Consider the following 22692-nt stretch of genomic DNA (forward strand, 5'->3'; position numbering starts at 1 on the left):
AGCGTTCAATTTTTCAACCTGCTACGCTTCAGCGTGCTGTTTTTCAAACTGTGAACCTTCGTATGAGAGTGGTTTACTGTCTATGGTAAGGATGATTACGGGTGATGCTCCAGGCACGGTATAGCTGTTCAGCTAAGAGCACTCGCACCAAAGGATGTGGAAGCGTTAGTGGCGAAAGCGACCATTGCTGATCTGCTCGCGCACGGCAGCTATCAGACAGTCCGTCTGGACCACCCACTAACAAAGCAACATTTCGACCGGCCATTTGCCAGACCTCTGCTTGCTTGGCTAGTTTCTCAGTAGTCCAATTACGGCCATTAACTTCAAGCGCAAGGACATAGTCTGATGACTCAACCGATGCAAGCATCTGTTCGCCTTCACGCTTAATAATACGGTCGATATCAGCGTTTTTGCCACGCTGCCCTAGCGGAATCTCTATCAATTCAAGAGAAAACTCAGCAGGCATGCGTCTTGAGTACTCATTATACCCTTCGCTAACCCACGAAGGCATTCGAGTACCGACCGCTATTAGTTTAATTTTCATGAGGCGATTGCTAGCTCTGCTCTTCTACAACCTCAGGCCCATCAATCCAAAAGCGCTCAAGATCGTAGAACTCACGGGCAGCAGGCATCATCACATGCACAACAATATCACCCAAATCAACTAACACCCAATCACTGCCCGCACCGCCTTCTATACCTAAAGGGCGAATACCGCTCTTTTTGACGTCATCAACAACATTGTCAGCAATCGATTTAACATGACGGTTCGAGGTACCAGACGCCACGATCATATATTCGGTCACACTGGTTCGCTCGCGTACATCCAATACATTGATGTCCTTCGCCTTCATATCATCCATAGCATTCACTACGATGTCTCTTAACTTTTCACTTTGCATATAATTTTCGTTCGGAAGAATCTTGTAAGTCCAAGAGTTGCTCGGCTCATCTCAAGTTCGACAGCTTACGTCCTCTTGGAGGTTAATATTAATAACATGATTTTTTATCGTCATAACCATAAAGTTGATTATCACAGATGTAACGCCAAACAACATCCGACACCAAATACCGGGCAGACAACCCTTTTGAAATCGAAGATCTAACTTTTGAACTTGAAATATCGAGCAATGACAACTCAAGCGGCAATATATACCCCGCAGCACATTCAAACAATGCTTCAATTTTTTCAACTCGGCAAGAATCGACAAGATCTTTTAATTGCCCGCCAATTGATAATTCCCAGCTTGGCCTATTTAGAACAATTATATGGGCTAATGTTGGAATTTCCAGCCATTGATGCCAACTAGAAAGTCCATTAAAGGCATCAGTACCTAATACTAAAACAATGGGCTCATCATCACCATATTGCGCCCTCATCTCTTTGAGGGTATCCGCTGTGTAAGAAGGTCCCCCTCGAAGTATCTCACGCTGATCGACAATCACGTTAGATTCGCCTTCAGTCGCCAGCCTTAGCATTTCTGTCCGCTGCGCCGAAGACGCACCGGGTTGCCCCCGATGAACAGGATTATAACAAGGTAGTAGATGAACGTTCGTTTCTTTCTTGGTTTTACTCTTAAATAACTCACTTAATTCGAGTGCAGCCCGCAAGTGGCCAAGATGCACGGGGTCATAAGTCCCTCCCATGACAATTTTCATAAAACAGCCTTATGACACCTTAACGCACTCATTGAACAATATTCACTGACGAATATGCCCGTCACCAAACACCACATATTTCTGCGAGGTCAAACCATCAAGTCCAACAGGTCCTCGCGCATGGATTTTATCAGTGGAAATACCAATTTCAGCACCTAACCCATACTCAAAACCATCAGCAAAACGGGTAGACGCATTAATCATGACCGAGCTTGAGTCAACGGCAGTAATAAACTTACGACCACGCGTGTAATTCTCAGTAATAATAGAGTCGGTGTGATGAGAGCCGTATTTATTAATATGGTCAATCGCCTCATCCATGTCTGAAACAACTTTAACTGACAGTACTGGGGCTAAATATTCAGTCGACCAATCTTCTTCTGTTGCAGCGTTAATACCTGTCAGAATTCGCCTTGTCGCATCACAACCTCTCAACTCTACGCCTTCCTGCTCAAACTTCACCGCAAGTGTTGGCAAAACAAACTCGGCAATGGCCTCATCAACAAGTAATGTCTCCATTGTGTTACAAGTACCGTATCGATGAGTTTTTGCATTAAAGGCGACATTAACCGCTTTTTCTCGGTCTGCATCACGGTCAATAAATACATGGCAAATACCGTCTAAGTGCTTAATTACTGCTACTTTGGCATCTCGACTCACTCGCTCAATTAAGCCTTTACCGCCACGAGGAACAATAACATCGACATACTCTGGCATCGTAATCAGCTCGCCTACGGCTGCACGATCAGTTGTTTTAATCACCTGCACTGCATTAATAGGTAGTCCTGCTTGAGATAGCCCTTGGCTAATACACGCCGCAACGGCTTGATTTGAATGAATCGCTTCTGATCCACCTCGCAAGATCGTCGCATTGCCTGACTTAAGGCACAAACTGGCCGCTTCTACCGTAACATTTGGGCGAGACTCATAAATAATTCCGACTACACCTAAGGGCACACGCATTTTGCCAACTTGAATACCAGAAGGCATATATTTCATATCATCAATAATGCCGACAGGATCAGGAAGAGATGCAACTTGTCGCAGCCCTTCAATCATGGTATCGATACGTGCTGGCGTTAGCTCCAAACGATCAAGCATTGCCGAATCAAGGCCATTATTTCGTCCGTTTTCCAAGTCCAACTCATTCGCTTTAGCTAATTTATCACGCGCCAGATCTAACGCTTCAGCCATCGCAATCAATGCACGATTTTTTGCTTCTGTACTCGCCTGAGCAATTAGAGCAGATGCCTGACGGGCCTTTTCGCCCACGTCTACCATGTATGCTTTTACATCCATCGCCTGTTTTCAACCTATAAAGCTGCTACATTAAACAATATCAAACGAAAATTAAGACCTTAGAAGCAATCTAAGAGCAACAATCATTTATACGATACACCAAAAGAGGTTATTATAACCTTCTGAACCAATGACACCAACGTTGAATTAAGGAACGACCTTAAAGAACCTAATTTAACAAGGATAATAACAAAGACGATTATGCCTCAAACACGCTTAAGCAACACCATACGGACTCGCTCATACCAGTATGCAGCGGCTATAACCGCATTTTTAGCGCTAGCCGGTTTATTAGTAGGAAAGCTAGAAGGCGCTATCGTTGCCGCCGTTTTTTCTATCCTACTTATATTGAATAGCCTCTTCGAGAAACAACGATTATTAGAAAAAGATCCGCAAAAAAGCTTACGCCGCAGTTCTTGGACCCATATCACCCTACTATTTTTAGCTGCTGTATCACTGCTTAGCGCGACAAATAGCGAATACGCAGCCAGCCCATGGAGTTTTATTTTGCCTTTGTTATTGCTGTTCTTTTATCCGCTAAAAACAGCACTTATAGCGACCGCAATCTATAGCTTCTGCTTAGTGGTTATACTCACTCAGATAAGTGATTCGGCAGAAAAATTAGAGCTTCTGATAAATTACATGTTATGCCTTGCTCTTACAGCAGGCTTTGTTTACTTGAGAGAAATAAAAGATCAACAACTTAAACCTTTACGGCGGACCGACAATCTTACCCAAGCATCTATTAAAGAGCGGTTGAACGATGATCTAGTCAAAGAAATTCAACGCAGTGAAAGAGAAGGTACCGAACTAACGGTGATGGCGCTGGCGATAGATGACCAAGGTTTTGATCATATAGACGCCGCCGACCACGACGTACTGCTCAGTAAACTAGGACATGTACTACACGAAAACCTTCGCGCCTTTGACAGTTATTATCGATGGAAGGATCACGAATTTTTAATCGTATTTCCCTATACCAACACTCAAGAAGGGATGAAAACCGCTGAGAATCTGCGAGTCATAGCTAAAGACTCGCTGAGTGATGCCAACATGCCCATTACCGTCAGTATTGGTGCTGCAAGCCTTAATGTAGGCGATAATGCTGATTCCCTGCTAAAAAAATCGCTATCAGCGCTTCAACAAGCACAAAGAAGAGGTCAAAACCGAACCCGCTCTTATGTTGACGCAGAGACTAATACAAGTAAAGTCAGAGCCGCTACAGACACGCTTGGCTAGCACGGCAAACAACATAAACCCCAAAAAATAATTAGTTACTAGTTCCATATTAAATAAAAGGCACAGAAAGGATGACTGATTCCCAACTTAAGAACATGACAAGAACAACGTCTTATGGCTTAACCGCCTTTTTTATGTTCTTTCTGGCTATTCAAAATTACCGCTATGGCTTTTATGAGTTAGTTTACACCGCCACCTTTCTAATTCCCCTTTTAGGGTTTGGTATTGCTTATACCTACGCACAAAGATTCTTTGAAATTAAAGACCACGCACACCCTATATTGCTTGCAGTCATGGTGGTTTTAATTGCCTCAAATATTAATGAAACATCATCCAATGCAACGCTTTGGCTATATCCAATCGGCTTACTGAGTTATTTAGTGCTCCCTTTTCGAATGTCAAACGTATTCAATGCCGGTGTACTGATATCACTCACCTTCTTTATTATGATTCAGCAAGGGTTATTTAACAGTCTATCATTCTTCACTAGCTATCTTCTGATTAGTAGCGTTGCGAGTATTTTCGCTTACCTTCACCACCATAAAAATCGCAAGTTAATTGAGCTATCACTTCATGATCCACTGACAGGGGCTTACAATATGAAGCACCTTGACGACACGCTGACCAAAGAAATTAGCCGCTCTCATGTCACCGGAAACACACTATCGTTAATCGCACTGAAAGTTGACTACTTTGACCAATTTACCGATGTTCATGGTAACAATGCAGCAAAAGATTTAACCATCGAGCTTTCAGAAATGCTAGGCGGCATGATCAGAGCCGGAGATAGCCACTACTACGACGATAACAGTTTATTTTATATGCTTTTACCCAACACCCCCCAAGAAGGGATGCTGATCATGACTGAGCGCGTGCGCAGAACCGTAGAAGAAACTAAGTGGCAAACGATAGGCACCATGACCGTTAGCGTAGGTTGCACCACATCAACTGAAAAACCAACCACCGCCGAAAGCCTTTTAAAAGAAGTTCAATGTGCTTTGAGTGATGCAGAAGCCAACGGACACAATAGAGTTAACCATTTCACCCAACAATGAACTTATCTGACATTCAACCCCTAATAAATGGGCTCCAAGCGCACCCTAACTGGGTGGCATTTGCTATTTTTAGTATTTCCTTTGTCGAGTCTCTGGCCGTTGCAGGCGTTATCGTACCTGGCGTCATGTTGCTATTTATGGTGGCGGCTGTTGCTGGTGGAGGGGCGCTATCGATAGAGGCATCTTTATTTTGGGCTTTTGCAGGCGCCGTTTCTGGTGACGGTCTGAGTTTCTTTCTCGGACGTTACTTTAAAGAATCTATTGCAACAGTCTGGCCTGTCCGCCGGTATCCTCAACTGCTTGATAGTGGAACACGTTTTTTTGATAAGCACGGGGGTAAAAGCGTACTAATTGGCCGTTTTGTAGGCCCTATTCGCCCTATCTTGCCCATGATTGCAGGCATGCTTCAAATGCCGCCCAAAAAATTCTTTATATTTAATATTGTTTCTGCCATTGGCTGGGCACCTATTTATATATTGCCAGGCTTTCTTGTAGGTGCTTCAATATCTCTCGATATTGAATTACCACCGCATTTTTACCCTGTACTCCTTACCGCTTTAGGTGTGCTATCTGCGACATACATATTATTTGTTCGCCTCCAGTGGGGGCTTCAGCAAAAAGGCAGGAGCTACAATTATATTAAGCGGATACTCATGCAATACCACTTTACACAGCAGGTATGGAAAGGGTTGTCTAACAGAAGAGCCGATGGAGGAGAGTTTCCACTACCTTCATTGGTTCTTGCACTAATGACTCTAACGCTATTTATTTTAGTCGCACAAGCGGTAAGCTACACCCACTGGTTTGATGTAATCAACCACCAGACATCAACGTTTTTTTCATTGCTCAGAAACCCTCTATACGACCCGCTGGTGATTGTGATCACCATGCTGGGAGACCCAAAGGTCTATTATATTGCGTTTCCTATCTTTGTGTCGTTATTACTCTTTCGTGGCTTCTACGCTGCAGCGACCCATATATCGCTAGCCGGCATTGCAACCGCCCTAATCACCCATGGACTAAAAGCATACTTTGATATTGCACGCCCCGACTTAGTCATCAATGGCCCCGCGTCAGCAGCCTTCCCTAGCGGTCACACTAGCGGCTCTGTCGTTTTTCTAGGGCTACTCGCGGCGTTTATTGCTCAAGAGATTCAGCAAAAGAAACGCTGGATGATTTACAGCCTCTTTAGTATACCGATGCTATTGATTGGCCTTAGTCGATTGTATCTAGGGGTTCACTGGGCAAGTGATATCGTTGGGGGCTTACTGCTAGGCTTATGCATCTGCGCGTTGACACGAGTCAGCTATAGTCGTTACGACCGACAAGCGCTCACGCTAGATATGTTTACGATTTTGGCCGTCGGGCTTTGGGCCACATCTACAGTATTGTATATATGGCTAGGGTTACCTGAGGCGCTTTCTAACTATCAACCACTGTCTAACGTAAAACCTTAACTCACTGCTCCATTAACGAGAGAAAGTCTTCTATCTGTTTAAGCCGCTCAAGTGGATCCGTTAACTCAAGTAGATGTTGTTTCTCTTTTTTCGTGAGCGGTAATAACTCAACTAAACGCCAGCCCACCTGCCGACAATCCGCATAATCGACATCCATATTAAGCGCTTGAATAGCAGGATGCCTTTCTAGCTGTTCTAGTAGCGTGGCAAGCTCTAAGTATTCATCTGGAAGCGTTGCGTACGCTTCTTCGATTAAATGCTCTATACGTCCAGAATAAAGCCCATCAGCGCCTTGCGAAAAGTCTGTTAGCAGCACTTTTGATGTGCCTTCTATGGTTATACCCAATAAGCCGTTTTCGAGCTTACGAAAATCAACGAGCCGAACATACGTGCCGATGCTGTAAAAATCACATCCCCCCCCCACCTCACTGCCTTCTTTAATAAGCACTACGACAAACCCTCGGTCTGTTTTCATACACTCAGAGAGCATATCGAGGTACCGAGGTTCAAATAACTGTAGAGGTATTCTCCCCATTGGGCACAGCACTGAATTCAAAGGAAAGAGAGGTGTTTTCATTAAACTGATTGTTTATCCAATTGTTTTATAAAGCCTACCGGTACGGCCACGCTTTTTCGTAATGCGTAATCAAAAAACACAATACCTGTTTTTGCTAACGCAATGAACTCATCACTTTGTACATGATTACCACCAATATCGCCACTACCTATGTCACCTTTTGCTTGTTCTGACGCACTCAACGCAGAAGAAACCACAGGCCTAACAACCCGATAAATAAACTGGCAACTTTTACGAGAAATATCCTCTACCGAAATATCAAACCGCAAACAATCGCCGTAAAACGCTTCATTTTGATAGCTGATCGCTAAATCAGCCACAAGCGTACCGACCCCATCGATATCCAGCTCTTCATAACCTAGTGCACGAAAAAACTGTATTCGAGCTTCATGAATCATCGTAATCATTCGATCATGCCCAAGGTGATTCCCTTGATTGATATCCCCTACCCGTACCTGCAACTCGGTACTAAAATGAGTTACTTTCGGAAAATTTATTTCTACGCGCGACATTTTTAATCCTATAAATAACAAACTGAAAAACCAACGACTGAGTGACGTCTATCTGATCAGCTCAATTACTTGCAACAATATTCTGCTACTATTATATGATCAAATAACTTTTAAGACCTTAATAATCAATGAGCAATCAGCCTTTCCCTCGCGTTATAGGATTAGCCGGCGTTGACCGGAACGAAAACTCTAAAGCGCTCAAATACGCAGGTCACTTAGAATGGCCAATGGTTCTTATGGCCATCTGGATCATTATTGAGTGGTACCTGCAGGCAAAAGGGGCTATTCCGGCTAACATTATTCTCGTGACAGATTGGTTAATATGGTCCTTCTTTTTATTTGAAACCGTATTACTCACATCCTTAGTCCGGAATAAAAAACATTACCTTATCGGAAACTGGGTCAACCTAGTGATCATCCTTTTAGGCTTCCCGTTACTCTGGGAGGAGTTCCCCGCCGCGGGTGTACTTCGTACACTCCGCCTTATTGTCATGGGTGGAATCCTGATCCATATATCAAGCACCGCTAAGCGAATATTGGCACGAAACCATCTCGGCACCACATTAATGATCGGGTTTATTATTACGGTAATGGCAGGCTTTCTAATCGCAGGTCTTGATCCGGCAATAGAAACCCCTTGGGAAGGTATATGGTGGGCTTGGGTAACGGTCACCACAGTGGGTTATGGCGATATTGTCCCCGTTAGTACAGAAGGCCGTTTATTTGGCTCATTTTTAATTCTGATGGGGATTGGAATATTCTCGATGCTCACGGCCAGTTTTTCAGCCTTTTTTGTCTCTCGAGATGAAAAGCTAGTCGTTCAAAGAGAGCAGCAGATTCTCGCTAAACTTGAGTTAATTGAAATGAGAATTCATAAGATTGAAAATGATCTCAACAAAGTTGCTAAAGCACAGCAACAAGCCATCAAAAACCCACCAACAGCGCCTTATTAGCGCCTCTTTAGTTCTCACAACCGCTTATTCGCTCGACAAACTTGCAGGCCCTAAGACCTGTTGAATCTCTTCAATTTTATGTCGTGCCTCTACCATCACCTTTAAACTCCGCTCTGGCGTCAAACCACCGCTTGCCAATTTTCGAAATGCAGGCACTTTATTAAAAGGAGGTAAGTTATTTCGTTTAGGGCAGCTAATTAAGGCATGCATCTGCGCAACAATAATAATATCAGTATAACTCGGCTCATCACGCCCAGAATCAAAGCCCCACTCTTCTGCTTTCGCCACAACTTCAATTAAGTCACTTGGGAAGCCCCACTGCTCAAGAATAGTGCAGCCAATTTCGCCTCTTAATTCATCAATCGCACCATTGAGTGCTTTTTCATCAGCATAAAGTTCAGGGAAGTTTTCAGCGTAAGTAATAACCGGAATTGCACCAATATCATGAATCAAACCCGCAAGCATCGCATGATCTTTATTTAATCCTGGCGTCTGCTCGGCGAGTACGTATGCAATCGAAGCAACTTCTCGCGAGTGTTGCCACAATTCAGACATTGCCTGTTTTAGCTCGGGTTTCTTACTCCTAAATAGCTCCCTCATGGAAAATACGGTCACTAACTGCTGAGTCGTTTGTATCCCCAACCGCACAACCGCATCTCGACAAGAAGACACTTCATTAAACCCCCTATATAAAGGGCTATTACATGATTTTATCAGCTTAACCGTCATGGCTGGATCAGTATTTACAACCTTTGAAATATCATCTGCGGAGGTTTCATTTTTACCGGCTATTTGGCGAATACGATAAGCAACGTCAGGTAAACTAGGCAATGTAAAATTATTAGATTTTAAGTCATGATAAAAACTCATCAATACTTTAAAGGCGCCCTCAACATCTTCAGCGTCACCATCATCAAAACCTTCATCTGCCTCAAAGTTATGTACTGGCGCTTGCTTGAGTAAAATATTCAGTACATCTTTCTCAATTATCAGAAAATCAACGTCTGTCACCGCTTTAACGGTGTATTGCCGTGGCTGTAAGTGTGCAATTGCAGCATCCGCTTGCTCTGTGCCTGCGTCAATCTCTCTAGTGCGACCATCTGGGGCTTCTAATTCAATTTTGCCATTCAAAAGAAAATAGTCATGATGATCAAACGTTCCCCGCTCAAAAACGACCTTTTTCTTTTTAAAGGAAGAGAAGTGGGCTTTATGCGCAAGCAGTATCCGCTGATTTTCGGACAACCTATCGAGAGGTCGAAATTTTTTTAACGCGTCAGCCGTAATTTCGATCGAAGCATGCATTAACAGGACCTATTCCTTATATATTGGTAAATCTACCCTAGCGTCCAAGACGACATTAACTCAACTATATTAAGATGCTCAATCAAAACAAGGAAACTCTCTGGACAAATTTGAGCAAGACCCCGTGGGCCGCTATCGTACTTTTGATACTAAACGCTAATAATTAACATGACGATAGAAAAGACTGATTAAAAGTTTAACAGGTATTTCTTTGATTGCATCAAAGTATTCGTACTTGAAGCTCAATAGAGTATTAAATCTACAGAATATCTCTGGTATGCTTGCTGTAGACAAGTTTACACTCTTTTATCGATCGTTTTACTGGAAGAATCTGATGCCAATATATCGCTCAAAAACCTCTACCGCAGGCCGTAACATGGCTGGCGCTCGCGCTTTATGGCGCGCCACCGGAATGAAAGATGACGATTTTAAAAAGCCAATTATTGCTGTCGCCAACTCATTTACACAATTTGTGCCTGGGCATGTCCACCTAAAAGACTTAGGCCAATTGGTTTGTAGAGAAATCGAAAAAGCTGGCGGGGTTGCAAAAGAATTTGACACTATCGCCATCGATGACGGTATCGCGATGGGCCATGACGGCATGCTATACAGTCTTCCTTCTCGTGACCTTATTGCAGACTCTGTCGAATACATGGTTAACGGGCACTGTGCTGACGCACTCGTTTGTATATCTAATTGCGATAAAATCACACCCGGAATGGTTAATGCCGCTCTACGCTTAAATATTCCAACAATATTCGTATCGGGCGGTCCGATGGAAGCAGGTAAAACCAAGCTATCAGAACACAAGCTTGACCTCGTTGATGCTATGGTTATTGCAGCAGACCCAGACGCTGACGACGCTGCCGTTGAAGAGTATGAGCGTAGCGCTTGCCCAACCTGTGGTTCATGCTCAGGTATGTTTACAGCCAACTCAATGAACTGCCTAACCGAAGCCATTGGCCTTTCTCTACCAGGAAACGGCACAGTATTAGCCACTCACGCTGATCGTGAAGCGCTATTCCTGCAAGCAGGCAGAACCATTGTCGACATTACTCGTCGCTATTACGAGCAAGACGATGAATCTGTATTGCCTCGCTCGATTGCTAGCTTCAAAGCGTTTGAAAACGCAATCACACTTGATGTGGCTATGGGTGGTTCCACCAATACCATTTTGCACCTACTAGCAGCAGCACAAGAAGCAGAGATTGATTTCACCCTTAAGCATATTAATGAGCTATCTCATAAGATACCTCAACTATGTAAAGTAGCGCCAAACTCACCTGACTACCATATGGAAGATGTCCACCGTGCAGGCGGCATCATGGGGATCTTAGGTGAACTCGATCGTGCAGGTTTACTGCATACCGATCTACCTACGGTACACTCAAAAACGCTAGGTGAAGCGTTGGATAAGTGGGATATAATGCGTAATAACGACCCTGCTATTGCCGAGTTCTATAAAGCAGGCCCAGGCGGTATTCCAACACAAACAGCCTTTAGCCAGAGTACTCGTTGGCCAAGTTTGGACGGAAACAGAGAATCTGGCTGTATTCGCTCAAAAGAAAATGCGTATTCACAAGAAGGGGGTCTAGCGGTCTTATACGGAAACATCGCTGAAGATGGATGTGTTGTGAAAACCGCAGGTGTAGATGAATCTATTTGGGTATTCAATGGCACCGCTAGAATCTTCGAAAGCCAAGATTCTGCAGTAGAAGGCATTCTTAACGATGATGTGAAAGCGGGTGATGTAGTCATTATTCGGTATGAAGGCCCCAAAGGCGGACCGGGCATGCAGGAAATGCTCTACCCAACAAGCTACCTAAAATCAAAGGGGCTAGGCGCAGCCTGTGCACTTCTGACTGATGGGCGTTTTTCAGGTGGAACATCGGGGTTGTCTATTGGGCATGCTTCACCAGAAGCCGCTTCTGGCGGCGCTATCGCTTTGATCGAAGAAGGCGACAGCATCACTATCGATATCCCTAACAACGCGATCAACGTGAATGTAAGTGATGAAGTACTAGCAGAGCGCCGCGCAGCCATGAACGCAAAAGGTAAAGATGGCTGGAAACCAGCAGAACCTCGCAAACGCAAGGTATCTGCAGCGTTAAAAGCGTATGCGATGCTAGCAACTAGCGCCGATAAAGGCGCCGTAAGAAACTTGGATATGCTAGATTAACGTCCAGTCTATCTCATAGCCGTGATAAAGAGAAACGGAATCAAGGGGGCTCAATGTTTACCCTCCTTGATTCCAGTCGTACCTCCCTGTATCACGGCTACAAAATCGGTTCAAGCGCCCTTGTAAGCATGATGGCGTAAAACGCAATCAAGAGATTATCAATTACTTGCGCTCATAAACAATAAAGCTATAGTCATACGGGTTCGAGCCTTCTGCCTTAAAATCTTCTCGCGCAGTTTCTTCCCATTGCGGCCAGTCGACTTCAGTAAACCAAGCATCCCCTTCTACCTCTGCATGTACTTTTGTAAGATAAATTCTGTCCACCAAATCTAACGAACTTTGATAAATCTGATCACCACCAATAATCATCACTTCATCAACGCCATTAATTAACGCCGTTGCCTCTGCTTTTGCAAAAGCCTCTTCAAACGTATGAACAACCGTAACACCGTCATGTTGCCATGCAGTATTTCTTGTAATCACCAAATTCAAACGACCCGGCAAAGGCTTACCAATTGACTCAAATGTTTTACGCCCCATAATGATGGGCTTGCCCATTGTGACTGACTTAAAATATTTTAGGTCATTAGGCAGATACCAAGGGAGTTTGTTATTTCTACCGATAACTCTATTTTCTGCCATCGCAACAATGATCGATTTCTTCATTTTTATCACTCACCTCTGTACGTTTATCACGAATCACTATGCCTCTATTAATCGGCTTTTATAACATATAACCCTAGCAGACACCGCAAGAAACCTCGCGATTCGAAATATTGTGTCTATTCTTAAATAAATTAGTGTAAATAACGTTAAAGACACCTGATTAGGCAATAAAACCAAAGCAAACCTCCATCAAAAGTCGTTAAAAAAACAACGTTATTAAAAACATAGCCATTGAAAAAATGAGTCATGCTCGGGAGCTTGGTAAAAATGAAGATCAACATGCCGGTCACAGATAATGAGATTAGCTTTTCAGAAAATGACACTCTCTTATCGACGACCGACCTCAAGGGGACTATCACCTACGTAAGCCAAGAGTTTATTACTGTAAGTGGCTTTAGTGAAGAAGAGCTTATTGGCGAAAACCATAACATGGTGCGCCACCCCGACATGCCTCCCGAACTATTTGAAGACTTATGGAACACTTTAAAGTCTGGCAAACCTTGGGTACAAGTAATTAAAAACCGTTGCAAAAACGGTGATTATTATTGGGTTAAATCTAATATAACGCCGGTTCTTAAAGACGGTAATGTTGTCGAGTACATGTCTGTACGCGTAAAACCGACACGTGAAGAAATTGCCAACGCTGAAATAGCGATAAAGAAAATTAAAGATGGCAAGCTTCGAATTGAAAACGGCAACCTAATTAAACCGGGAGTTGCATCTCTTCTGGCTAAACTTGGCAATATTAAACTGACTCACCAGTTCATAGCGTTAGGGTTAGTTTTTACTTTCCTTGTAGCGACCATTGTCGTTCAACTCAACCTTCAAAAAGAGGATGTCAACTTCTCATCAAAAGAGCTGCTAGGTGTTGAGTATATAAAGCCTCTACGGGTTCTACTAGAACTCACACCGAAGCATCGAGGAATGACGAATGCATTCCTTAAGGGCGACACATCTTTCGAGAATAAAATACGAGCGCTTAGAGGCGATATACGTAAGGCTTTTACCTCAGCAAAAGAAGTTGATGAGCGCCTAGGCCGTTTATTAGACTCAACCCAAAGCCTCAAAATGCTATCTGAGGAGTGGGAGTCATTAGAATCAAGATCGCTAACACTGACGCCAGCTCAAAGCTTTGCACTGCACACCGACTTTATACATAATTTATTACAATTTATCGTGCATATAGGGGATACATCGAATCTCATTTTAGACCCAAAGCTAGAAAGCTTTTATAACATGGATTTAATTGTTAACCGCATCCCTCAATTAATCGAACTAATGGGGCGCACAAGAGGCCTAGCCACTGGAATTCTGGCAGAAGATAAAGACACATCACTTGTTGAGCAAGGTCTACTTAGCGAGCTTACGGCAGAACTAGGTTTATCCAATAAACGTGTTTCTAGGTCTTACAATAGCAGCGCGAATGCCAGCCAAGAAGCCTCTAAATTTTTAGCAAACCAAGGAAGAAAAACAGAGCTTGCTGTTGAAAACTTTATTAATTCAATCGCACATGTGAGAGACGGTAATTATATCGGAGATAGTTCAACCCTATTTGAATCAGGCACCTCCGCGATATCGGAGTCATTTGCGCTATATGACCAGTCAGTTCGCTTGCTCGAAACCCAGCTTCAGCGCCGTATCGACAATCTATCATTCATATTTTACAGCATCTCGCTAGCAACCATTATTTCAATATTCTTAGTCGCCAGTATCGGAATTGCCGTTAGCCGAAGAACCTTTAGTACAATTAATAAAAGCCTCGCGAACCTAGCCTCTATAAGCAACGGCGATTACAAGCAAACACTGGAGATGATTGGTAATAACGAGCTATCAATGCTTACAAGAGGTATTACCTCTATGCGGATTAAAACGGGCTTTGCAGTCGACGACGCGACTAAAAAAGCAGCCGCCTCCACACGCATAAAAGAAGCATTGGATAATGTTAGCGCTAACGTAATGGTGGCAGACACTGACCGAAACATTATCTACATGAACGATGCCATCAACGCGACATTAAAAAATGCTGAAGCCGATATTCAAACAGAACTACCTAGGTTCAGTGTAGGAGAGCTATTAGGCGGTTCCTTAGATGCCCTGAATAAGAAGCCTGAGCAACAGGCTCGCCTACTGGAAACACTCACCACGACCCTCGAAACATCCTTATTTATTGGCGGACGCACTTTAGATTTATCAATTAACCCTGTTATCAATGAAAACAATGCGCGCTTAGGCACCGTTATTGAATTAAAAGATAGGACACTCGAAGTCGCCATCGAAAAAGAGATTGATGCGATTGTAGAGTCAGCTGCGCAAGGCGATTTATCCAAACGTATTCCGCTAGGTGACAAAGATGGATTCTTTAAGAAGCTCAGCATTGGCCTTAATGACTTACTAGAGAGCTCATCCTCATTTGTTTCAGATATAGGTCAGCTATTCGCCCAGCTTGCCGATGGAGATTTAACAAAGTCAATCAGCAACGAGTACGAAGGTGATTTCCAGCGCATTAAAGAAGATGCAAACGGCACCGTTAGCCGACTGACCGATATTATTTCTCAAATAAGGGAGGCGGCCAATACTGTCCATACCGCCGCTAATGAAATAGCGCAAGGTAACACCGACCTCAGCCAGCGCACAGAGGAGCAGGCAAGCTCACTAGAAGAGACCGCGTCGAGTATGGAAGAGATAACTGCCACAGTTAAACAGAGTTCAGACAATGCAAGTGAAGCAAATCACCTCGCATTTGAAGCAAAGACCAAAGCTCAGCAAGGCGGTGAAACCGTGCAAGAAGCAGTCAAAGCAATGAAAGAAATACTGACGTCAAGCAATCGTATAAACGATATTATTGGTGTCATTGATGAAATTGCATTCCAAACCAACCTCCTCGCACTTAATGCAGCAGTAGAGGCCGCTAGAGCTGGCGAACAGGGGCGCGGCTTTGCCGTGGTGGCAGGTGAAGTCAGGAGCTTATCTAAGCGGTCAGCGGATGCTGCAAAAGAAATCAAAGACCTAATCAGAGATAGTGTCGTTAAAGTAGAAACAGGATCAATGTTAGTGAATGAGTCAGGTGATACCCTCGGCGCCATTGTTCATGCTGTTGACCAAGTAGCAGGCATGATCAACGAAGTTAGCACTGCGGCCTCAGAACAGTCATCTGGCATCGAGCAAATTAACCAAGCCGTTGTACAAATGGATGAAATGACCCAACAAAATGCAGCCTTGGTAGAAGAAGCCTCTGCTGCTAGTGAGGCAATGTCAGAGCAAGCCTCTAGCATGAATAGGCTCATTGGTTTTTTTAAAGTAGACGCTTATACCGAGAACGCACCAACCTACGGTCAACGCCAATCAAATCAAGAAGCAATAAAGTCATACTACCCCCATCAGCTTCCGAAATCTGAAGCGGGGGGAGGCAATGCAGCCTCATTTTCTAACGATGATGACTGGGAAGATTTTTGATCTAAGCGGCGGCTATTAGAAAATCAGCCAAAAAAAGGGAGCTACAACGCGTAGCTCCCTTTTTTTGGCTGTAGTACAGATACTCACCACCGTGCTTATACTAAAGGCAAGATGTCATATTGCAATAGGCGCTCTGATCAGCCCTTCGGGCTCATATCCTTCAACTTCAAAATCTTCAAATTCATAGTCAAAAATACTCTCGGGCTTGCGCTTAATGAGCAACTGAGGAAGTTTGTGAGGCTCTCGCTTCAATTGCTTAAATACGATGTCTTCATTAAGATGATTCTGGTAAAGATGACAGTCTCCAAATGTATGAATAAACTCACCCACACCTAGCCCACACTGATCTGCAATCATGTGCGTTAACAACGCATAGCTTGCAATATTAAAGGGCACACCTAAGAACAAATCAGCACTTCGCTGATATAGCTGACAAGATAATTTACCGTCTAAGACATAAAACTGAAATAAGCAATGGCAGGGTGCTAACGCCATTCTACCCTGTTCAACATTCGCTTGAGGTCCTATAGATTCATCCGGTAGCTCAGCTGGATTCCAGGCCGAAACAATAAGCCGTCGTGAATCAGGCTTAGACTTAATCTGTTCGATTACATCCGTAATCTGGTCAACCGTCTCACCATTGGGTGCCATCCAACTACGCCACTGCTTACCATAAATAGGCCCTAAATCACCCTTTTCAGTCGCCCAAGCATCCCAAATAGATACGCCGCGCTCTTGCAACCAATTATTATCCGTTGAGCCTTTTAGAAACCAAAGCAGTTCGTAAATAACACTTTTTAGATGAATCTTTTTGGTGGTGACTAACGGAAAGCCTTTGGACAAATCAAAACGAATCTGTCGACCAAAAACAGAACGCGTTCCAACACCGGTTCTATCTCCTTTGTCCGTTCCGTTATCAACTACATCCTGCATTAAATCCAAATATGCTTTCATTTATCACTACCTATAATTTATGTCGTAATTCTTAAGCTTTGTCTGTCGCCGGCGCGCCAGTAATACTATTCATTTTGTAGGCCCAAACCATCATCCCAATACCTATCAATACCATCGGTAGCGATAGCAGCTGCCCCATGGTAAGCCAATCCCAGGCCAAATACCCTAAATGAGCATCAGGTTGACGGAAGAACTCTACTATAATTCTAAAGGCGCCGTAGCAAAGTAGGAATAAGCCTGAAACAGCCATTTTAGGACGCTGACGGGATGAAAACCACCATAACACCGCAAACAATGCGACACCTTCAAGCGCAAATTGATAGAGTTGCGAAGGGTGTCTAAGTAGTTGCTCTGCATCTCGTGGAAAAATCATAGCCCATGAAACGTCTGTTTGCCTACCCCAAAGCTCGCCTCCAATAAAGTTACCTAAACGCCCCATACCTAAACCCACAGGAACAAGAGGCGCAACAAAATCAGATATTTCGAAAAAGGTGCGCCCTAGCTGACGCCCAAACCAAAACATCGCCAGCATGACACCAATCAACCCACCATGAAACGACATGCCCCCTTCCCAAACCATAAATAACCACAATGGGTCATCTAAGAATCGATCAAAGTTATAGAAAAACACATAACCGAAACGACCGCCTAAGACGACCCCCATAGCGCAATAAAAGATAAGATCGCCCATCTGTTCTGGCTTTATCGGCGACCACGATTTAGCTGCTCGCTTTGTGCCCAAAAACCATGCCGTTGCGAACCCGACTAAGTACATTAACCCGTACCAATGAACCTTTAGAGGCCCGATAGACACCGCAACAGGGTCAATTTGTGGATATTTCAACATTTACTCATTCCTTTATAGCCACGCTTATATGGCAAGTTTAAAATCTTATTAGGCCAACAGAAACCTTACACCCACAAACAATAGCAATAGGGCAAAAATGCGTTTTAACTTTTCAGGGGACAGCCTATGCGCCAACGTTGCCCCTACTCGGGCAAAATAAACACTTGTTATTACAATCCCGACAAAAGCAGGTAAATAGATAAAACCAGCGCTCCACTCAGGTAAGGCTGGATCCCCCCACCCTTTATATACATTTGTTATCGCTGCAGATACAGCAATTGGCAAACCACACGCTGCAGAAGTACCTACAGCCTGCTGCATCCGCACATTACACCACGATAAGAAAGGAACCGATAACGACCCACCACCAATACCAAAAATAGCCGAGGCCCAACCAATACCGGCACCTACACCCACTAAGCCGCCGCGTCCCGGTATGCCTCGAGTGGGTTTAGGCTTTAACCCAAACCCCATCTGAGCGGCCATTAAAATTGCAAAAACACCGATTATTTTTTGTAACACAGGACCACTAAGTTCCGCGGCTGTAAACACGCCAAGCACAGCCCCTAGCACAATCCCAATGGCCATGGGTTTAAACAAATCCCAACGAACACCGCCTTTTTCTTGGTGTGTTTTAACCGAGCTAATAGACGTAAACACAATCGTTGCTAGTGAGGTTCCCACCGCCATATGTGTTAATACGTCTGGTGAAATCCCCTGATACGCAAAGCTAAATACCAACACCGGTACAATAATTAGCCCGCCACCAATACCAAACAAGCCCGCAAGTAATCCCGCGATAGCACCTAAGCCTAAATACAGTAGAAGAACCATGGTTGGCATTGACCCTATTTATCATGAATAAACGGAAAATCAGGTGAGATGTATAATCTAACTATCAATTCTATAAAGAGTGGTATGATACAAGATTGCCACGAGCGTGGTAAGGATCACCGAAAGATTTAATATTGTTGAGTATCGACAAATGTGCCTTATTTTATTTGCTTGGAATCCCGATTCTGAGGAACAACTGATCGTCGCAGCCAACAGGGATGAGTTTTATAACCGCCCTAGCCAAACCGCTCACCGCTGGAAAGACAACCATCATATAATAGCAGGTAGAGACTTACAGCAGCAGGGTACTTGGCTAGGCATTACTCAATCAGGCAGGTTTGCCGCCGTCACTAATTACAGAGCAACCGATAACCGCCAGTATCCTTACTCTAGGGGCGCATTAACCAGCAGTTTCTTGAAAAGCGAACAAAGCCCTGAAGAATATTTACATCAGATTCATGATAGCCAACATCAATACGCAGGCTTTAACTTATTAGTAGGCGATACATCGTCTCTACACTATTTTTCGAACCGAAGCGAACAGCCCCCTCGACGTCTTGAGAAAGGTATTTATGGTCTTAGCAATCATTTATTAAATACGCCGTGGCCAAAAGTAACGACAGGCATTAAACAGTTTAGCCAAGTAGTAAATGGGCCATTAAAGGCGGGTACCGAGAAAGAGAAGGCGTTATTAAAATTACTTCAACATGACCAACCTGCAGATGACGCTCTATTGCCCGACACGGGGGTCGGTAAGATGCTTGAGAAGCTGCTATCCCCCTTGTTTATAAGAAGCCCGAGTTACGGGACGCGAGCCAGCACAGTCGTTCAAATACAGCGCACCGGCAATCACTTCTTTTTAGAACAAAGCTATTCTGCAGAAGGAGAAACTGCAAGAAAAACAACCTATAAAAGTTAAGGTACGCATAGCAGTACTCGTTATTTTTGGCGCGACTCTCGCCTTTCTTTGAGCTGCATAGTCTGTCGCTTAATTATATGCTGTACGAGTACTTCTTGCTCATTACTACTTATATCCAGAAAATCAGCTCGTATAATATAAGCGTCATTACCTACAGGCTCTTCCAGCAACTCACTTCCGATCACAACCGACACCATTTTAAGGCAAATATTAGACGGGAATAACGTCAGCTCAAGTAGAATTTTGTCATTTGGCTTCAGCTGCTCATTTGATGGAAATGCGATGCCGCAGGCACTGATATTAACTTGCTGCGCGCGCTTTATTTGATCGCTATCTGATTCAGATATTGAGTCATCCAACGCCAACACTAAATTGATTTTACGATTAAATAATTCTAATAATTCATGTACCTGAGGTTGAATAGAGCGCAACGTTTCAAGTGAAGCCGATATTTGATTTTCGAGCTGCACAACCAACGCTGCTGGCGAATTAATACCCAACCCGGCAGCGGCACCCTCTTCTTCAGATAATAGCCTGTAACTAATGGCCACTTGATCCACTATTCTAAAGTAACGTCTTCGCTCTTGGTTATTATTATGCATTTTTTTCTGCCTTATACTCATGAATGACTGTTCCAAAAACACGCAACAATCAATGCTGAGTAACGTTATATCAATTTAAAAAATATCATGGGGATCCAAGTCTTCAAAGCCTTCAAGCTCATCACCTCTAAGACTACCGGCATCCACTTCTCGCGCTTTACGAATACTGTCTTTTAACTCAGCGCCTGAAGGTTCTTGAAGGGTAATTTCAACCCTTCGATTTTTCGCCCTACCCTCTGGGGTGTCATTGGGAACCAACGGCTCGGTATCTGCCAGACCGACAACAGTAAAGCGCCCTTGATCTAACCCGCCATCATCGAACAAACCGTGCGCCACTTCTAGCGCCCTTGCCACTGACAAATCCCAGTTTGATGGAAACTGATCCGTATTTATCGGTATGTTATCGGTATGCCCTTCTACGGTAATTTCGCCTTCAATCTCAGATAGCATTTGAATTAGTTTATCCAACACAGGTAAGAAATCTGACTGCAGCCGTGCCGACCCAGAAGAAAAAGAGCCTTGCTCTTGCACCCTTATGACAATTTTTCTACCGCGTGTTTCTATTTCGAGCATATCACTGCGAATTTCAGCCTCAAGCTTGGCCGCCATATCCATCGCGTTGCTTTCAGTCTGTTCAACCAACTCCTTCAATTTATCTGCGACCGCTTCATTGACTGCCCGCCTTTCACCATCGGTATCAGAGCACTGATCTTCAATCGCTTTCTCTACCTCTGCATCACAAAGCACTTTTAACGTTGGCTGATTAGGGTCCGTCGTGTGCTGCATGACAATCTGTAAGGGTGATGGATCTGGCTTTCCCGGAGAAAATTCTTGCGCAATAATACTCGTCCCTTTAGGAACATCATTCACTTTAACCTGATTCTGGACACCGAACGACTCTCTCATAGAGCCAGCCAAGCGCTTAAATTTAAGCACATCCATTTCAGAAAAAGAGAGCAGCAATACAAAAAAGCACATCAGCAACGACATTAAGTCTGCAAATGTCGCTAACCATGCAGGAAGACCCACGGGGCATTCGGGACAATCCTGTTCATCTTCATCACTCATTCAAACAATCACTCACAGCACACTGTTTTTTGCTCAGCCTTAACGTTAAAGCAGTCAGCATATATTCTAAAAAGCCATTATGCACTAGGCATCTGCATCAGCAGAGACTCGCTTACTCTCGGGTAAATATGTTCTCAACATCTGCTCAATGACTCGCGGGTTTTGCCCTGCTTGGATAGCTAACAATGCATCAATAATCATGGATTTTAGCAGTTGTTCTTCACCCATTCTTATTTTCAGTTTATCCGCAATAGGCAGCGCAATCATGTTACCCACCATGGCACCATAAAGGGTTGTTAGCAGTGCAACGGCCATTGATGGGCCTATGGATTTTGGATCATCCATATTTGAGAGCATCGCCACTAGCCCCACCAATGTACCAATCATCCCCATTGCCGGGGCCACATCACCAATCGACATAAATACACTATTACCCAATTGATGCCGTTCTACTGCTAAATTTTTATCTTTGGTTAATAATGATTTGACCACATCAGCATCATGCCCATCCACCAATAACTGAATACCTTTAGCTAAAAAGTCATTACTAATTTCTTTTCCTTCGAGAGAAAGTAAACCACCTTTACGAGCAGCGTCTGCCATCTCTACGATTTGCTCAATCAACTCTTCTGGCTTATCCATTTTGAACATAAAGGCTTTTGCTGCAACCTTTCCAGCGCCGAGGAATTGTCCTAGCGTGAACTTCATTAATGCAACAAAGACGGTGCCTACTATTACGATCAAGAACGATGGCATATCAAGAAACAGTCCAATACCGCCTCCCAACACCATCGCCATTGCGACGATAGCAAAACCACCGATTAAGCCTATAAGGCTAGCTAAATCCACCCGTTACTCCTCACCTTGCTCATATTAATGATATTCGATCAACCAATGTACAGGTCATAAAAACCACAGCGTTCACCCGCTCTTCAAACCAAGAACGGCATTCATTTCCCGTTGTTATATACGCACAAACAAGGATAAAGAAAAATGATTTCGATTATTATGAGTCTGGTATAATGTAATCCACTCTATTATTGTAGCTACAATTCCTTAAAAATCATGAATAATTTTAATAATCTATGTTAGCTTTAATATTTATTATGTCAGCACT

Annotated in this window: 21 protein-coding genes; 7 read left to right on the top strand and 14 right to left on the bottom strand. The window is 43.7% G+C overall.

Annotated elements, in window-relative coordinates; translation table 11 throughout:
• Positions 1-73: 73 nt before the first annotated feature.
• The 4 genes from rlmH to NKI27_RS15895 form a co-directional block, all read right to left on the bottom strand.
• The gene (gene rlmH, locus NKI27_RS15880) at positions 74-544 is read right to left on the bottom strand and encodes a 23S rRNA (pseudouridine(1915)-N(3))-methyltransferase RlmH (RefSeq protein WP_265047011.1); all 471 of its coding nucleotides are present in this window, start codon (positions 542-544) and stop codon (positions 74-76) included.
• Positions 545-554: 10 nt separating this feature from the next.
• Positions 555-902, bottom strand: a complete 348-nt coding sequence (rsfS, locus tag NKI27_RS15885; protein WP_265047012.1) for a ribosome silencing factor — start codon at positions 900-902, stop codon at positions 555-557.
• A gap of 88 nt (positions 903-990) precedes the next feature.
• A complete protein-coding gene (nadD, locus tag NKI27_RS15890) occupies positions 991-1659 on the bottom strand; it encodes a nicotinate-nucleotide adenylyltransferase (protein ID WP_265047013.1) in 669 nt (222 codons plus the stop codon).
• A 42-nt stretch (positions 1660-1701) separates the two neighbouring features.
• Entirely contained in the window at positions 1702-2958 is a 1257-nt protein-coding gene (locus NKI27_RS15895; RefSeq protein WP_265047014.1) for a glutamate-5-semialdehyde dehydrogenase, read from the bottom strand.
• A 201-nt stretch (positions 2959-3159) separates the two neighbouring features.
• Between NKI27_RS15895 and NKI27_RS15900 the strand changes: the two genes are divergently transcribed.
• From NKI27_RS15900 to NKI27_RS15910, 3 genes are all read left to right on the top strand, one after another.
• The gene (locus NKI27_RS15900) at positions 3160-4197 is read left to right on the top strand and encodes a GGDEF domain-containing protein (RefSeq protein WP_265047015.1); all 1038 of its coding nucleotides are present in this window, start codon (positions 3160-3162) and stop codon (positions 4195-4197) included.
• Positions 4198-4268: 71 nt separating this feature from the next.
• Positions 4269-5252 carry a GGDEF domain-containing protein gene (locus NKI27_RS15905; RefSeq protein WP_265047016.1) on the top strand — a complete coding sequence of 328 codons (984 nt, stop codon included), beginning with the start codon at positions 4269-4271 and terminating at the stop codon, positions 5250-5252.
• Positions 5249-6709 carry a bifunctional DedA family/phosphatase PAP2 family protein gene (locus tag NKI27_RS15910; protein WP_265047017.1) on the top strand — a complete coding sequence of 487 codons (1461 nt, stop codon included), beginning with the start codon at positions 5249-5251 and terminating at the stop codon, positions 6707-6709. The genes NKI27_RS15905 and NKI27_RS15910 overlap by 4 nt, the downstream gene beginning before the upstream one ends.
• A gap of 1 nt (position 6710) precedes the next feature.
• Here NKI27_RS15910 and NKI27_RS15915 read toward each other — a convergent pair whose 3' ends face one another.
• Entirely contained in the window at positions 6711-7286 is a 576-nt protein-coding gene (locus tag NKI27_RS15915) for an LON peptidase substrate-binding domain-containing protein (RefSeq protein WP_265047018.1), read from the bottom strand.
• A complete protein-coding gene (locus NKI27_RS15920) occupies positions 7286-7798 on the bottom strand; it encodes an acyl-CoA thioesterase (protein ID WP_265047019.1) in 513 nt (170 codons plus the stop codon). Before NKI27_RS15920 ends, NKI27_RS15915 begins: the two co-directional genes overlap by 1 nt.
• 128 nt (positions 7799-7926) lie before the next feature.
• Between NKI27_RS15920 and NKI27_RS15925 the strand changes: the two genes are divergently transcribed.
• A complete protein-coding gene (locus NKI27_RS15925; protein WP_265047020.1) occupies positions 7927-8751 on the top strand; it encodes a potassium channel family protein in 825 nt (274 codons plus the stop codon).
• A gap of 24 nt (positions 8752-8775) precedes the next feature.
• Here NKI27_RS15925 and NKI27_RS15930 read toward each other — a convergent pair whose 3' ends face one another.
• Positions 8776-10053, bottom strand: coding sequence for an HDOD domain-containing protein (locus NKI27_RS15930; RefSeq protein WP_265047021.1), 1278 nt, complete (start codon positions 10051-10053; stop codon positions 8776-8778).
• A gap of 334 nt (positions 10054-10387) precedes the next feature.
• On the opposite strand from NKI27_RS15930, the gene ilvD reads away from it, so the two are divergent.
• Positions 10388-12232, top strand: coding sequence for a dihydroxy-acid dehydratase (ilvD, locus tag NKI27_RS15935; protein WP_265047022.1), 1845 nt, complete (start codon positions 10388-10390; stop codon positions 12230-12232).
• Between the two features lie 162 nt (positions 12233-12394).
• Here ilvD and NKI27_RS15940 read toward each other — a convergent pair whose 3' ends face one another.
• A complete protein-coding gene (locus NKI27_RS15940; RefSeq protein ID WP_265047023.1) occupies positions 12395-12898 on the bottom strand; it encodes a dihydrofolate reductase in 504 nt (167 codons plus the stop codon).
• A gap of 267 nt (positions 12899-13165) precedes the next feature.
• Between NKI27_RS15940 and NKI27_RS15945 the strand changes: the two genes are divergently transcribed.
• Positions 13166-16351: a methyl-accepting chemotaxis protein gene (locus NKI27_RS15945; RefSeq protein ID WP_265047024.1), complete on the top strand. Its 3186-nt coding sequence runs from the start codon at positions 13166-13168 to the stop codon at positions 16349-16351.
• 114 nt (positions 16352-16465) lie between these two features.
• On the opposite strand, the gene NKI27_RS15950 is transcribed toward NKI27_RS15945, so the two are convergent.
• The 3 genes from NKI27_RS15950 to NKI27_RS15960 are packed head-to-tail and all read right to left on the bottom strand — an operon-like array spanning position 16466 to position 18986.
• Positions 16466-17305 (bottom strand): thymidylate synthase, encoded by an 840-nt coding sequence (locus NKI27_RS15950; protein WP_265047025.1) that lies wholly within the window; start codon positions 17303-17305, stop codon positions 16466-16468.
• A gap of 31 nt (positions 17306-17336) precedes the next feature.
• Positions 17337-18152, bottom strand: a complete 816-nt coding sequence (gene lgt, locus NKI27_RS15955) for a prolipoprotein diacylglyceryl transferase (protein WP_265047026.1) — start codon at positions 18150-18152, stop codon at positions 17337-17339.
• Between the two features lie 48 nt (positions 18153-18200).
• Positions 18201-18986 (bottom strand): sulfite exporter TauE/SafE family protein, encoded by a 786-nt coding sequence (locus tag NKI27_RS15960; protein ID WP_265047027.1) that lies wholly within the window; start codon positions 18984-18986, stop codon positions 18201-18203.
• Between the two features lie 106 nt (positions 18987-19092).
• Between NKI27_RS15960 and NKI27_RS15965 the strand changes: the two genes are divergently transcribed.
• The gene (locus NKI27_RS15965; RefSeq protein WP_265047028.1) at positions 19093-19905 is read left to right on the top strand and encodes an NRDE family protein; all 813 of its coding nucleotides are present in this window, start codon (positions 19093-19095) and stop codon (positions 19903-19905) included.
• A gap of 20 nt (positions 19906-19925) precedes the next feature.
• On the opposite strand, the gene NKI27_RS15970 is transcribed toward NKI27_RS15965, so the two are convergent.
• From NKI27_RS15970 to pomA, 3 genes are all read right to left on the bottom strand, one after another.
• Positions 19926-20507, bottom strand: coding sequence for a PilZ domain-containing protein (locus NKI27_RS15970; protein WP_265047029.1), 582 nt, complete (start codon positions 20505-20507; stop codon positions 19926-19928).
• Positions 20508-20582: 75 nt separating this feature from the next.
• A complete protein-coding gene (locus NKI27_RS15975; protein ID WP_265047030.1) occupies positions 20583-21575 on the bottom strand; it encodes a flagellar motor protein MotB in 993 nt (330 codons plus the stop codon).
• Positions 21576-21659: 84 nt separating this feature from the next.
• Positions 21660-22424: a flagellar motor protein PomA gene (pomA, locus tag NKI27_RS15980; protein WP_265047031.1), complete on the bottom strand. Its 765-nt coding sequence runs from the start codon at positions 22422-22424 to the stop codon at positions 21660-21662.
• Positions 22425-22692: the final 268 nt, after the last annotated feature.

It is taken from the genome of Alkalimarinus alittae, assembly GCF_026016465.1.
Classification (GTDB): Bacteria; Pseudomonadota; Gammaproteobacteria; order Pseudomonadales; family Oleiphilaceae; genus Alkalimarinus; species Alkalimarinus alittae.

Excerpts from the sequence above, each read along its gene's own strand:
- NKI27_RS15950 (WP_265047025.1), bottom strand. The coding sequence starts at position 17,305 with ATGAAAGCATATTTGGATTTAATGCAGGATGTAGTTGATAACGGAACG.
- NKI27_RS15900 (WP_265047015.1), top strand. The coding sequence starts at position 3,160 with ATGCCTCAAACACGCTTAAGCAACACCATACGGACTCGCTCATACCAG.
- NKI27_RS15940 (WP_265047023.1), bottom strand. The coding sequence starts at position 12,898 with ATGAAGAAATCGATCATTGTTGCGATGGCAGAAAATAGAGTTATCGGT.
- NKI27_RS15960 (WP_265047027.1), bottom strand. The coding sequence starts at position 18,986 with ATGGTTCTTCTACTGTATTTAGGCTTAGGTGCTATCGCGGGATTACTT.
- NKI27_RS15970 (WP_265047029.1), bottom strand. The coding sequence starts at position 20,507 with ATGCATAATAATAACCAAGAGCGAAGACGTTACTTTAGAATAGTGGAT.
- NKI27_RS15910 (WP_265047017.1), top strand. The coding sequence starts at position 5,249 with ATGAACTTATCTGACATTCAACCCCTAATAAATGGGCTCCAAGCGCAC.
- NKI27_RS15925 (WP_265047020.1), top strand. The coding sequence starts at position 7,927 with ATGAGCAATCAGCCTTTCCCTCGCGTTATAGGATTAGCCGGCGTTGAC.
- lgt (WP_265047026.1), bottom strand. The coding sequence starts at position 18,152 with ATGTTGAAATATCCACAAATTGACCCTGTTGCGGTGTCTATCGGGCCT.
- NKI27_RS15930 (WP_265047021.1), bottom strand. The coding sequence starts at position 10,053 with ATGCATGCTTCGATCGAAATTACGGCTGACGCGTTAAAAAAATTTCGA.
- rsfS (WP_265047012.1), bottom strand. The coding sequence starts at position 902 with ATGCAAAGTGAAAAGTTAAGAGACATCGTAGTGAATGCTATGGATGAT.
- NKI27_RS15975 (WP_265047030.1), bottom strand. The coding sequence starts at position 21,575 with ATGAGTGATGAAGATGAACAGGATTGTCCCGAATGCCCCGTGGGTCTT.
- NKI27_RS15920 (WP_265047019.1), bottom strand. The coding sequence starts at position 7,798 with ATGTCGCGCGTAGAAATAAATTTTCCGAAAGTAACTCATTTTAGTACC.
- NKI27_RS15895 (WP_265047014.1), bottom strand. The coding sequence starts at position 2,958 with ATGGATGTAAAAGCATACATGGTAGACGTGGGCGAAAAGGCCCGTCAG.
- NKI27_RS15915 (WP_265047018.1), bottom strand. The coding sequence starts at position 7,286 with ATGAAAACACCTCTCTTTCCTTTGAATTCAGTGCTGTGCCCAATGGGG.
- NKI27_RS15905 (WP_265047016.1), top strand. The coding sequence starts at position 4,269 with ATGACTGATTCCCAACTTAAGAACATGACAAGAACAACGTCTTATGGC.
- NKI27_RS15945 (WP_265047024.1), top strand. The coding sequence starts at position 13,166 with ATGAAGATCAACATGCCGGTCACAGATAATGAGATTAGCTTTTCAGAA.
- ilvD (WP_265047022.1), top strand. The coding sequence starts at position 10,388 with ATGCCAATATATCGCTCAAAAACCTCTACCGCAGGCCGTAACATGGCT.
- rlmH (WP_265047011.1), bottom strand. The coding sequence starts at position 544 with ATGAAAATTAAACTAATAGCGGTCGGTACTCGAATGCCTTCGTGGGTT.
- nadD (WP_265047013.1), bottom strand. The coding sequence starts at position 1,659 with ATGAAAATTGTCATGGGAGGGACTTATGACCCCGTGCATCTTGGCCAC.